Origin of the sequence: Mycolicibacter sp. MU0102 (genome assembly GCF_963378105.1) — a bacterium.
Classification (GTDB): Bacteria; Actinomycetota; Actinomycetes; order Mycobacteriales; family Mycobacteriaceae; genus Mycobacterium; species Mycobacterium holstebronense.
This window is the reverse complement of the sequence record NZ_OY726398.1, coordinates 2088774-2101091: the sequence shown is the minus strand read 5'-3', so window position 1 is coordinate 2101091 and position 12318 is coordinate 2088774. Positions and strand designations below refer to the sequence as shown.

General features: G+C 66.3%; 10 protein-coding genes. 5 read left to right on the top strand and 5 right to left on the bottom strand.

Translation table 11 applies throughout. The features are described from left to right. Nucleotides 1–55 precede the first annotated feature (55 nt). Nucleotides 56–1570, top strand: a complete 1515-nt coding sequence (locus tag RCP37_RS09720) for a hypothetical protein (RefSeq protein ID WP_308486645.1) — start codon at nucleotides 56–58, stop codon at nucleotides 1568–1570. A 3-nt stretch (nucleotides 1571–1573) separates the two neighbouring features. Here RCP37_RS09720 and RCP37_RS09715 read toward each other — a convergent pair whose 3' ends face one another. Further along, nucleotides 1574–2707, bottom strand: a complete 1134-nt coding sequence (locus tag RCP37_RS09715) for a hypothetical protein (protein ID WP_373693173.1) — start codon at nucleotides 2705–2707, stop codon at nucleotides 1574–1576. A 165-nt stretch (nucleotides 2708–2872) separates the two neighbouring features. Here RCP37_RS09715 and RCP37_RS09710 point away from each other — a divergent pair, with 165 nt between their 5' ends. Further along, entirely contained in the window at nucleotides 2873–3274 is a 402-nt protein-coding gene (locus RCP37_RS09710; RefSeq protein ID WP_308486643.1) for a DUF6319 family protein, read from the top strand. A gap of 10 nt (nucleotides 3275–3284) precedes the next feature. Here RCP37_RS09710 and RCP37_RS09705 read toward each other — a convergent pair whose 3' ends face one another. Then, a complete protein-coding gene (locus RCP37_RS09705) occupies nucleotides 3285–5651 on the bottom strand; it encodes an AAA family ATPase (RefSeq protein ID WP_308486642.1) in 2367 nt (788 codons plus the stop codon). 44 nt (nucleotides 5652–5695) lie between these two features. Further along, nucleotides 5696–6385 (bottom strand): type 1 glutamine amidotransferase domain-containing protein, encoded by a 690-nt coding sequence (locus RCP37_RS09700; RefSeq protein ID WP_308486641.1) that lies wholly within the window; start codon nucleotides 6383–6385, stop codon nucleotides 5696–5698. 77 nt (nucleotides 6386–6462) lie between these two features. Between RCP37_RS09700 and RCP37_RS09695 the strand changes: the two genes are divergently transcribed. Together RCP37_RS09695 and RCP37_RS09690 are read left to right on the top strand one after the other, a co-directional pair. Then, nucleotides 6463–6963, top strand: coding sequence for a TspO/MBR family protein (locus tag RCP37_RS09695; RefSeq protein WP_308486640.1), 501 nt, complete (start codon nucleotides 6463–6465; stop codon nucleotides 6961–6963). 61 nt (nucleotides 6964–7024) lie between these two features. Further along, nucleotides 7025–8158 carry a TIGR03857 family LLM class F420-dependent oxidoreductase gene (locus tag RCP37_RS09690; RefSeq protein ID WP_308486639.1) on the top strand — a complete coding sequence of 378 codons (1134 nt, stop codon included), beginning with the start codon at nucleotides 7025–7027 and terminating at the stop codon, nucleotides 8156–8158. A 22-nt stretch (nucleotides 8159–8180) separates the two neighbouring features. On the opposite strand, the gene RCP37_RS09685 is transcribed toward RCP37_RS09690, so the two are convergent. Continuing rightward, nucleotides 8181–9176 carry an oxygenase MpaB family protein gene (locus RCP37_RS09685; RefSeq protein ID WP_308487019.1) on the bottom strand — a complete coding sequence of 332 codons (996 nt, stop codon included), beginning with the start codon at nucleotides 9174–9176 and terminating at the stop codon, nucleotides 8181–8183. A 247-nt stretch (nucleotides 9177–9423) separates the two neighbouring features. Here RCP37_RS09685 and RCP37_RS09680 point away from each other — a divergent pair, with 247 nt between their 5' ends. Further along, nucleotides 9424–11625, top strand: coding sequence for a molybdopterin-dependent oxidoreductase (locus RCP37_RS09680; RefSeq protein WP_308486638.1), 2202 nt, complete (start codon nucleotides 9424–9426; stop codon nucleotides 11623–11625). 9 nt (nucleotides 11626–11634) lie between these two features. Here the strand turns inward: RCP37_RS09680 and RCP37_RS09675 are convergent, their stop codons facing one another. Further along, nucleotides 11635–12216, bottom strand: coding sequence for a chymotrypsin family serine protease (locus RCP37_RS09675; protein ID WP_308486637.1), 582 nt, complete (start codon nucleotides 12214–12216; stop codon nucleotides 11635–11637). Nucleotides 12217–12318 lie beyond the last annotated feature (102 nt).

Here is a 12318-nt window from a genome sequence, read left to right as displayed (position 1 = left end):
GTCGACGATGACCTTGTCGCAGTCCCAGGGCGCAGCTTCGTGGAAGGGCCGCTAGATGCCCCGGGGCATGGGGCCGGCGAGTCGCGCCGGCCTGGCCGGTGCCATCATCGCCGCGGGGATCGGGCTCGGTGCCTTCAATCCCTGGTGGATGGCGGCGTTCATCGGGATTCCGCTGATCCTTGCCGGATTGCTGATCGCACCGCGGCCCTCACGCATCTCGGGACTCACCACCTTCCGGGCCGGGGTATCGGATCGCTTCGTGCCGGCACGTGTCGAGGCGCTCACCCGCAGCACGCTGGCCGATGAGGATCAGCAGCCCACGTTGGTGACCGCCACCATCAGCCCCGCCAACGACACCTCATATCAGGCACGCTGGATCACAGCGATGTCACGCAAAGACTTTCAGGCGCTAACCGAGGATCCCCTCACGTCCCTGCCCCCGGAAGGGTTACCGCCGCGCGAGGCGAGGCACTCCCCCGATTTCGGCGATCACCCCGGAATACGGGCGGTGATGTATCCGGCGATCACGGTGGTGACAGCGCTGGCGGTGCTGTTCGCGGCCGGTGACGTATGGCGTGTCTCGCTCAGGCTGCCCTCGATGCCGATCACCGCGTCGCATAACACCGCCAAAGCCGCCGATCTGGGCGCACGCCGGGACAACATGATTCGTGCGATCACCGAGAAACTGGGATCTGGTGCTGCCGACAATCTGCTGGATCTTCGCTTTTCCGACGGCGGATCCGATTACGGCTCCGTGCTCAATCCGACCAACGGCGAGTCGACGACCGTCTACATCAACAACGGCCGCGACGCATACACCATCGCAACGCCGAACACGCTGCGCAAAACCAGCACCTTCACCGCTCGTGACGTGGCGTCGATCGAACTGACCACGATCGCCGACCGGATGGCGCAGCAGTTCCGCGCGGTGGGCATTGACGGCAACCTGGAGGACTTCGAGATCAAACGGTCGGGTCCCGCAAAGCCGATCATTCTCACCGGTAAATTCAACGTTCCCAACACATTCCCGTTTCCCACCACCATCCAGGCGAGGCCCGACGGGACCGTTGCCGAATTGTTCGACCCGGCTGATTTCGGCGAGGCGTTCAAACGCGCGCGCCAGGTGTTAGAGCTGGCCGGCATCGCGGCTTCCGACCCCGCGCTGACCAGCTTTCAGATACGCGGAATCGTGCGCAACACCCCGCACCTGCACGCCAGCACCATTCAGAACAGCGGAGGGGTGCTCATCGAGTTCCGCTCCGATCACCGCAAGGGCGAGGCCGTCGTGGTGCCCGGGGAGCTCCCCGAGGTCGTCGATCGCTCCTGGGGATCGAGCACACCGGGATTCAGTTTCAACGACGTGTCACTGACGGCGTTCGAATCGGTTCGCCGGCAGGCGGTGCACCGCGGATCCCTCGAGCCCTATGAAAGCCGCGCCGTCGATATCGAGATGTCCGATGAGACCAGTGATGGACGCGGACTGGCGATACGCATTCAGCTCGCCAACGTAGACGCCGCGGCGGGCACCTACTCGCCCACCGGCGAGTTCCTCCAACCGGGAACCCGCTGACGGTTACCGCGCCGACTCGATGGCCCGGCGGGTCACGCCTTCCAGTTGTGCGAGCTGAACTTTCGGCGGGCGGATCGCGCCGCGCTCGGCGAGCTTGCCGACGATCTCGCGGACGCGCCCGTAGTAGGTGGCCTGTTCGGCGGGCATGGTGCTGGCGGCCGCGTGGTTGTAGAGCTTGAGTGCGGTGTCGAGTTCGTCTTGGTCGGCTTGATCGAGGTAGCTGGTGCCGACCTTCTTCCCGTGGGCCTCACAGCCGATCCAGGCGCGGCGCAGCACGACGACCGCCTGCTGGTAAGCGTCGGCCAGTCCGCGATTTCCCGGGTAGGCCTCGGTGCGCAGCGCCTGCGCCTCGTCGAGCGCCTCCTGGAAAGTCTGGGTCTGCTCGACGGTCACATCGGTGATGGCCGGGTAGCGCAGCAGCATCGCCGGGTCGAGTTCGTAGGCACCGTAGGCACCGAGGATCTCATTGTGGCGCCGAAGTGCGCCCTCCCACAACCGTTTTGCTGCTTCCTCGGTGCCGGCGTCGGCGATCCGCGGCCCCACCGGCGGCGGGGTCGGTGGGGCCGACGGCGGCCGCGGAGGCGGTGGCGCGGCAGGGCGTGGGCGTGTGGATTTGGCTGCCGGCGCCGGCAGCACCGCCTGCAATCGCCGCAGTATCTCCGCTGATGCGGGATCGGATTCGATGATCGCGACCCACCATTCGTCGCTCGCCCCGGCGTCGGTGGCGAACGTCAACTTCAAGTATTTCTGGCCCTGAACCGTCAGGTGCCGGCCGTCGGTCGAGGTGACCGCCGCCGGTCCGCCCCGCCGTGCCGCGGTCAGCGAAGACAGTGGGTAACTCACGATCTCGCGGTCCTCGTTACCGAAATACACGGCCTGCGAGTCGAGAGTGATCACAATCGCCGCCCGGTCGCCGAGTCGTCCGTAAGCACCCGCACCCAGCGAAGCGGTGATCAACGCCGCCGTCGTCGTCGCGATCACCACCGCAGTTGCCCCGGCCAGATTCAGTACGACCAACGCGATCAGCCCCGCCCCCAACAGCAACGCCGCGAGCGTGGCAGCCCCGCAGTGCCGGTCGGACAGGTATTCGGTCCGCGCGGACACCGCGACCGTCGGGGTGTGGGCTCGAGAGTTCAGCGGCACGTCGGGTTCCTCGGCGTCGGGGACGTCGCCCCAGCATAGGGTGTGGCATCGGGCATCGCGGGTGACCGGACGAACCAACCTTGTCGAACATGTGTTCTAATGAGCGGTGAGCTTGCCCGCCGCCGCGGGCGACGAATGAGCAAGGAGGTCGCCACGATTATGACTGCACCCACGTTCGCCCCCGAGGCTGCTACCGCCACCGAGACTCCCGCTGCTCCCGAGGCTCCCGAGGCTCCCGAGGTCCCCGAAGTCCCCGGGGCCAAGGAGCCGGTCAAGAAGTCGGCCGGGAAGAAGGCCAAGACGCTCGAGTTGACGCTGACCGTGACCGGTACCGCCGACGGCGAGTGGCACGCCGAGATCAAGCAGGGCAGCAGCTATCTGGTGCGCAACCTCGCAGTCGCGGCGGCCGCGGTGTCGCGGGCCGCCAAGGAACTGCACGAGGACCTGTTCGCCCCGATCGAGGCACTGATGGACGAGGCGCGTTCCCAGCATGCCGCCCGGGTGGCCGCGCTCGAAGCCGAACTCGACGCCGCGCGCAAAGCCTTGGCGGACTTGGACTGAGGTCCGCCGCTCACCGGCGCGCGAGCCAACCCAGAAATTCGTCCACGGTGAACACCGCCTTGCCGTAGTCCTGGGCTTTGCGGGCCTTTTCGGACTGCGTGCCCGCTTCGGCGATGACCAGCACCTCGCATCGCGTCTTGGTCACCGAGCGCACCGGCGCCAGCCCGGCCGCAGCAGCCCGCCGTTCTATTTCGTCGCGATCCAGCACGCGGCCCTGGCCGTCGACCGCGGTTCCGGTGAAGCAGACGCGGGCGCCGGGAACCAGGACCGCATCGATGTTGTCGGTCATCGACGGCGTCTGCGCCAGCCCGGCGGCCAAGGCATCGGCGCCCAGCGCGCGCAATGCGTCGCGCAGCCGCGCCGACACCTCGTCCGGTAGCCGGGTGCGGGTGGCCGCCAGGACTAATTGGTCGGCGGCGGTCTGGCGCGCCGCCTGCTCCCAGTTGGTCTCCCCCGCCACCGACACCTGATCGGCGCTACTGGTGCCCAGCAGGATCGCTCCGAGGGTTCGGCTGATCCGCAACAACGCGGACAGCGCCGGAAGGTGTTCTGCCGTCGGGGTTGTGACGTCCGGATCGCGGCTGAGCAGGATTCCGGAGAGGGCGTCGCTCTCGTCGGGTTCGTCGAACGGCGACGACCCGGAATCCACGTCGACGCCGTCGAGGCGTTCGAGTGCGGTCCGGGCACGCTGCAACGCCGTCTCGCCGGTGATATTGGTGCCCCGCAGGTCGATTCCCAGCGGCATCGGAGTCACCTGACCCAGTCGCTTGAGTTCGAAGTCGATCAGTCCCAGCGTCTCGTCGACTTTGATGCCCACCGGCGTGCAGCCGGCCAGCATCGGCGCGATCACCGCCCAGGCCTCCCGCAGCGTGGGCGCCAGCAGCACGTCGGCCACCCCGATTCGATAGGCCTGGCGGGCATCGGCCAGATCCCGCTGCGGATTGATCAGCGTCGACACGGCGGTGCCGTCATCGAATGCCACCGCCAACTCCACCGGGCGCGGCCGCGACATCCGCCCCTCATCGCCCACGGTGAGCAAACCGATCGCGCAGTAGCGCCGTACGCGTTCGCCGTGGGCCGAAGCACGCAGAAATCGGGCGATCCGGCGATCCACCTTCAGATCCTTCGGCAGCACAGGGCGTTTGAGCACGAGCCCGGCCAACGAAGTACAGCGGCTCAACGCCACATAAAGCTGGCCGGTGGAGAACATGCCGCCGGACAGATCCACCACCAGCCGCTCCAGGGTCTGGCCTTGGCTCTTGTGAATGGTGATCGCCCAGGCCAGCTTGAACGGCAACTGGGTGAAGGTGCCGACCACGTCGCGGCGCAAGGTTCCGCCCTCGACCACCGGGCGGGTGGCCTCCCAGGTGAACGGGGCGACGTCGGCGATGTCGCCGTTGGGGAACTCGATTTCGACCACGGCACCGTGGCGGTCGTAGCCCACCCCCACCACGCGGCCGATCGAGCCGTTGACCCAGCGCTCGGTCTGATCGTTGTTGAGCATCATCACCTGGGCGCCGACCTTGAAGCGCAGCTCGTCATCCAGCGGCTTGTCGAACAGCGACAGGTCGCCGGATTCGGTGGCGCGGTGCACCATCTCCTCGCCGGGCAGCCGCTCCAGCTGCTGGCGATTGCGCGCGGTGACCAGCCTGTTGGTGGGCGCCAACGTCAGCCACAGTTCGTCGTCCGGCGGCACGAAGTCGGGATCCACTCGGGCGTCCAGGTGCGCCCTCGCATGGCCGAGCAGCACGCCTTCACGAATCTCGTTGAGTATCGCGGTCATCCGATCATCGCCGAGCTGGCGAAACACCGTCGTCAGCGAAACGCTCGGGAAGTCCGCACGGTGGAAGGTGTTGGCCGAAAAGAAGTACGGGGTGTCATAGGTCGTCGAGAAATAGTGTTGTTCGCCCTCGGTGATCACCGGCGGTAGCTGGTAGAGGTCGCCCACCAACACCACCTGAACCCCACCGAACGCGGTTCCAGGCTCCGGCCCGAAGCGCTGCAGCGCTCCCGCGATCATGTCGAACACGTCGGCACGCACCATGGACGCTTCGTCGATGATCAGGGTCTGCAGTTTGGCCAGCGTTTTGGTGAAGCGCCCGGGCCGGTAGTCGCCGCCGGCGATATCAGACAGTGTTGTGGTGGGCCGGAATCCGAACAGGCGGTGGATGGTGTGGCCGTCGACGTTGAGGGCCGCGATCCCGGTCGGCGCGACCACCATGACGTTGCGATCGGTGGTGGCCATGAAGTGGCGGATGAGCGTCGACTTGCCCGTGCCGGCCTTACCGGTCAGGAAAAGGTTCCGGCCCGCTGCCAGCAGCCCCAATGCAGCACGGAACTCCTCGGTCAGCACGACGGTATTGCTGGCTGCCACCACGCTGGCACCCTACTGGCGGGCGGCGGTGGGGGCGGGCGAGGGCGTCACCTGCCCAGCACCGAGACGATCTTCTTGGCGGTCGCCTTGGCCGATCCCGGATTCTGGCCGGTGACCAGCCGGCCGTCGACGACGACGTGCGGGGCGAACGGAATCAGGCCCTTGCCGTAGTGGGCGCCGCGCTTCTTCATCTCCGCTTCGGCGTTGTAAGGCACCAGTTTGTTGACGCGCGCCAGCACTTCTTCCGACCAGGCGAATCCGGTGAGCTTGCGCCCGGCGACCAAGAGCGATCCGTCGGAGAGGGTGGTGTTGAGCAGGCCGCAGTAGCCGTGGCAGACCGAGGACACCACTCCCCCGTTCTCGAAGATCTCGCGGGTGAGGCGTTGCAGGCCTTCACTGTTGGGGAAGTCGTACATGACGGCGTGCCCACCGGTGAAGTAGATCGCGTCATAGTCCGCCGCGTTGATGTCTTCGGGTGCGGTGGTATTGGCCAGCAGCGCCATCTTCGTATTGTCGGCCTTCCATGCCTTAGCGCTCTTGTCGAAGTTGGGGAATTTCAGCGACCGCGGTTCCAGCGGCGACTGCCCGCCTTTGGGACTGACGATCGTCTGTCGGTAGCCCGCTTCGGCGAAGACGTGATAGGCGTGCGTCAGCTCCGAGAGCCGCAGCCCGGTCGGCTCGGCCGGGTCGTCGTAGTGGGCGACGTTGGAGACGACGTTGAGGATGCGCTTGGTCATCTCCCCAGGATTCCCCTGGCGCTCGGGCGGCGCCAGCGAACTGGTCAGGTACTGCGTTTGAGTCCTAGTGTGACTAGATGGAAGCGATCGCGTCGAAAACGCAGCAGCCGAATTCTCAGCACCTCGCCGCATTCCTGGTCTCGCTTGGGCTCGTCATCGTCGTCGCCGCCCTCGGCGGGCTCGCCTCGGCTGACGCCGCCGCCGACTACGGGAAGCTCGCGCAACCGAGCTGGGCACCACCGAGCTACCTGTTCGGTCCGGTGTGGAGTGCTCTTTATCTACTGATGGCGGTCGCGGCCTGGCTCGTCTGGCGGGCGGACCCTCGGTGGAAGAATCCCGCGATCATCGCCTACGGCGTACAGCTGGTCTTGAACCTGTTGTGGTCGCCGTTGTTCTTCGGGCTGGGCTGGCGCGGCCTGGCGTTGGTCGACATCCTGCTGCTCGATGTCGCCGTGGCAGTCACCATCGCGGCGTTCTGGAAGACCCAGCGCGCCGCGGCATTGCTGATGCTGCCGTATTTCGGGTGGATCGTGTTCGCCACCGCGCTGAATTACTCGGTGTGGTCACTGAACAGCTGAAACGTGGGGAACCTCGGCCGGACCGCTTGCATAACGCTACTCACCGTAGTGTAATTGCGGGATGCATCGCACCGCACCGCAGGTCACCGACCCGTCGAGCGCAGCTGACACCGATATCCAACTGAACGAACTCGGCTACTACGCCGTCACGCGGCATCCGGCGGATGCTCGGGTGGTGCTGCCCGAAGCGCGGGAGGCCGATGCGCTCGGCCTGGGTTCGTGCCACATCGGGGAACGCTTCACCGTGAAAGACCCGGCGGTGCTCAGCGGCGCCGTTGCGGGCTGCAGCTCCAGTCTGGGGATCGCCCCGTCGACCAACCACCACACCCGCCACCCCACGGTGACCGCGACCGTGGGATCGACCATGCACGCCCTGACCGAGGGGCGTTTCGCGATGGCGTTCGGTCGCGGCATGGGCGGGTATTGGCCGGCGATCGGCCTGCCGGTGGTGACCGCGGCTCGGCTGCGCGACTTTTTCGGCATCCTGCGCCGGCTCTGGGCCGGCGAGACGATTTTCAATCACGACGGCCCAGCCGGGAAGTGGCCGATGCTGCGCCATGCGAACGGCTTGGGCGAGGGGCCACCGATCGGCTTGGTCGCCGTCGGCCCCAAGACGATGGAACTCGCCGGTGAGATCGCCGATTTCGTTGTGCTGCACACCTTCTTCTCCGACGAGGCCACGGCGGCGTCGGTTGCGGCGGTGCGCCGCGGTGCCGAACGTGCGGGCCGTGATCCCGACAGCATCCGCATCTGGGCCTGCCTGGCGACGGTGTGCGACTCGCTGTCGCAGGACGATCAGCTGCGCCGCGGGGTGGGCCGCTTGGCGACCTATCTGCAGGCCTATCCCGATGTGCTGGTCTCCGCCAACGGCTGGGATCCGCAGGTGTGGGAGCGGATCCGGCAGTCCGAACTGTTCACCGATGCGGCCACCGCCGGGCCGATCGACGCCAGCGCCTCATACGAGACGCTGCAGCGGATCGCCGAGCTGATTCCCGACGAGTGGTTGGCGGCGGTGGCAGCCGGTTCGGCCCGCGACTGCGCAAGCACCATCGCCCGGCAGTTCGACCTGGGCGTGCACTCGGTGATCATGCACGGGGCCAGCCCCCACGAGCTCGCACCCGTCGTGCAGGCCTACCGGGCCAACCGGCCGACGCTGCGCCGGGCTGTCACGGCGAACCCAGGCAGATTCGCCTGAGTCCTAGGCACTTCAGCGCGGGTCAGTCGACTTTCGGGCAGTAGAAGTGCGGGTCGTTGCGGTAGTCCACCGGCGGCAGGTTGCGCGCCGGGGTCTGCACCAGGGGTGCGTCCACCGGGAGGCGGCCTGAGGCCCGGTCCAGCGCCGAACGCTTGCGCGGGTGCATCAGGGCACGCTTGGGGCCGTACTTGGAGACGAGGGTGATGGCCTTGCAGACATACCCGTGCAGACGCTCCTGGCGCGCAGACCAGGTGTAGCCCATGAGTTCGCGCACCGGCGGGTCATAGAGGGCCACCGTCATGAACGTCAGGAAGCGCTGGCCGACCTTGAGGTTTAGCGCCCACAGCCAGTCCGGAATCCACTCCAATGACGGGTGTTTGGGCATGGTCGACAGGTCCATGACCTCGCGGGCCGCCCAGTTGTTCTCCAGGACGTTGTTGCACATGTGATCCCAGTACTCCTGGAACTCTTCCCAGGACTTGGGCACCGGGCGCATGCTCATGCCGTACATCCGGTACCACTGCACGTGCTCGTCGAACAGCTGCCGCTTGTCGGCCTCGGTCAGTCCGCCGGCGAATTTCTCGGCGGCCAGCAGTGTCGACTTGAAGAAGGTTGCGTGCGCCCAGTAGAAGACGTCGGGGTTCAGCGCGCTGTAGCGGCGCCCCTGCTCGTCCACACCCTTGATGCCGATGTGGTAGTCGCGGACCTCGGCGCCGGTCTGCGGTGCGCGGTAGCCGTCGAACACCACCCCACCGATCGGGTAGATCGACCGCATCAGGCGCGGGATGCGCTCGATGAAGAAGATCGAGTGGTCTTTGACCGCCGCACCAAGCTGCGGATGCATGTTCTGCATGGACCCAGCCCAGGTCCCCTGGAACAGACCGGTCCACTGGCCGAAGTACTTCCAGGTCAGCGAGTCGGGGCCCAGCGGGATCGGGGGTGCGTCGTAGCCACCGTTGCTCACGGGACAGCCGGCAGCTATCGGCTCATCGCTGGCCGCGGGGCAGGTGTCCGACATGTCTTGACTCACGCGCGCACTCCCAGTCATCGTTGACCACTTCTGACAACATGCGTTATCAGTATCGGAAGTCTAGGGGGACTCTGAGCTCGGGTCAATGAGCATGACCACTCGGGTCGACCTGAATCCGTGGCGGCGGGGACGGCCGGGATGCCAGAATCCTCATCGGTGCGCACACGGCAACAGCGCGAGTCGGGGGATCGTGATTCACGCCAAGGCGCGATGACTGCCGCGGATGGAGACGCCAATGACAACTGTCGACCTGCCCCTGTCGGATTCCCCGGGCGCGAGCACCACGCATAACAGTCAGTGCACATTGTGTGAGGCACACTGCGGCATTCAGGTCACGGTGACCGACGGCAAAGTCAGTCGCATCCAGGGCAACTCCGAGGACGTGTTCTCGCACGGCTACATCTGCCCCAAGTCGACCGCGATGGGCGGGCTGCACGACGACCCGGACCGGCTGCGCACGCCGATGCGGCGGGTCGGCGACGACTTTGTGCCCGTGAGCTGGGAACAAGCCCTGTCCGACATCGGCACGCGGTTGCGCCGGGTCCGCAAGGAGCACGGCAAAGAGGCTGTCGGGATGTACCTGGGCAACCCTGCCGCACACAGTTCCGCAGCGATCTACGGTCTGCTGCTGCGTGCGGCCCTGATGACACCCAACTTCTTCTCCGCGTCGAGCATCGATCAGATGCCACACGAGTTCGCGGCCTGGAAGGTGTTCGGCTCCAACGTGCTGATCCCGATCACCGACATCGACCGGACCCAACGCCTGGTGATCCTCGGCGCCAATCCCGCAGTGTCCAACGGGTCACTGTCAATCATGCCCGGGGCCAAACGGCGGATCAAAGCCGTGCGCGATCGCGGTGGGACCGTCGTCGTGATCGACCCGCGTCGCACCGAGACGGCAAAGCTGGCTGACGCACATGTCGCGGTACGCCCCGGTGGCGACCTCTATCTTCTGCTGGGCATGCTGCATGTCCTGATCAACGAAAACCTCTGCGACACAGCGGCGATCGCCCGCCAGTCGGTGGGTCTTCCGGAGCTACGCCGCCTGGTCGCCAATGCCAGCCCCGAGGCCGTCGCCGCGCGCGCCGGTGTCGATGCCGAGACGATCTACGCCCTGGCGCGTGACCATGCCGCGGCGGAGTCAGCAGCGATCTACTGCCGGATCGGCATCTGCCACCAGGAGACCGGGACGCTGGTGAGTTGGCTGGTCATGGTCATCAACGCCGTCACCGGCAACCTGGACCGAGCCGGCGGCACCATGTTCTCCACACCGGCGGCCGACGTGCCACGTGTGGCGAAGTACATCCCGGCTGGCTACGGCGCGTGGACCGACCGTTCTGGGCACTACAAGTCGTTCCGCGGTGAGCTTCCCGCGGTCGTCTTAGCCGACGAGATTCTCACCGCAGGCGAGGGCCAGATCAAGGCGATGATCACCTGCGCCGGCAACCCGGTGTCCTCGATCCCGCAGAAGGGCCGCCTGGACCAGGCCATGGCTTCGCTGGATCTGTATGTGGCCATAGACATGTACGTCACCGAAACCAGCCGGCATGCCGACTACATCTTGCCGCCGGCCTCACCGCTGGAACGCGAGGATGTCGGGCTGCTGCTTCCGGTCTTCAGTGTGCGCAACAACATTCGCTACCAACATCGAACCTTCGAACCCCCGGCGGGCACCAAAGACGACTGGGAGATTCTGAGCCTGCTGATGCTAGAGCTGCTGCCGACCCCGCTGCGCAAGATGGTCGCACCGGTGCGCGAACGACTGGTCTCCGCGATCAATCCGCTGCGGATGGCCGCCCTCTCCGTGGCCACGGGACCCTATGGCTGGATCCGTAAGGGCCGCAAGGGCATCACCATGCGACAACTACGAGACAGCGCCGGTGGACTGGACCTTGGGCCACTGCGCCCCCGGCTGCGCGAGGTCATCGGCACCCGTGACCGCAAGGCCCAGCTCGCGCCGCAGGAGTTCATCGCCGCCGCCGCCACATTGCTCGACGGTCCGGCTGGCCCGGCCAGCGCCTACGACCTGCAGCTCATCGGCCGACGCCAGCTACGCAGCAACAACTCCTGGCTGCACAATGTGCCGTCGATGACCAGCGGCTCCAACCAGTGCACCCTGCACATGCACTCCGATGACGCCAATGTCCGCGGGCTGACCGAAGGTGACATGGTGGAGGTGACTTCCGACATCGGCAAGATCGCAGTGCCGCTGCACATCAGCGACGACATGCGGCCCGGCACCGTCTCGGTTCCCCACGGCTGGGGACACCGCAACACCGGCTGGCGTCACGCGGACTCCCTGCCCGGGGCCAACGTGAACGACCTACACGACCCGCAGCGGGTAGACACCTTCACCGGGACCGCTGCCCTCAACAACACCTGGGTTTCTGTTGCCGCCACCGCAGTTGCGGTCGAGGACGATGCGCTTGGGCGGTAAGGGTTCCGCTCAGCTTCCGATCGGAACGAAGCCGCTACCGGGTCCGTCACCGGCGTTGACGTCGGCGAGGATTGCGCTGAATTTCGTCACGTATGTGACCTCCATCGGTGGGCTGTATCTGCCGCGATATATGAGGTTGCCGCCGTAGACCAGGCCAACCAGCCGACCGTCCATCGTTACCGGGGCACCCACATCGCCCACCTCAAATTGGCCAACCATCGGCACGTCCGGCCATCCGTCGCGCCAGACGGAATTGCAGATACCGGGGGTTGCAGGTCCCCACTTGCACACCAGCGAACCGGCCGCCGGGTCTGCACCGATGCCGTTGATCACGGTACCGGCATAGTCAGATACCGGAATCAGGTCGGGCGCATCGAATTTGATCACCGCGTACCGAAGGTTGCCGTTGACGGCCACCACGGTGCCCACGGTCGTGTCGGTTCCCGCGATCGCGACCTCAGCCCCTGGTCCACCGCACTGCGCTCCGGTAAAACCCACCACGTCACCAAACCGGTCGCGTCCGATCGTGGTCAAGGTGCAGTAGCTGTTGCCGTCAACGACGATGACAGCCCCACCGCCCAAGATCACCATCGCAGCCGCGGGCGGGGCGGCGGGTAAGCAAGCGCCGAAAAGCATTGCGAGGGTGAGGGTGAGGCGCCAACGAGTCACTTGCAGGGCACCGCTCCATTCGAT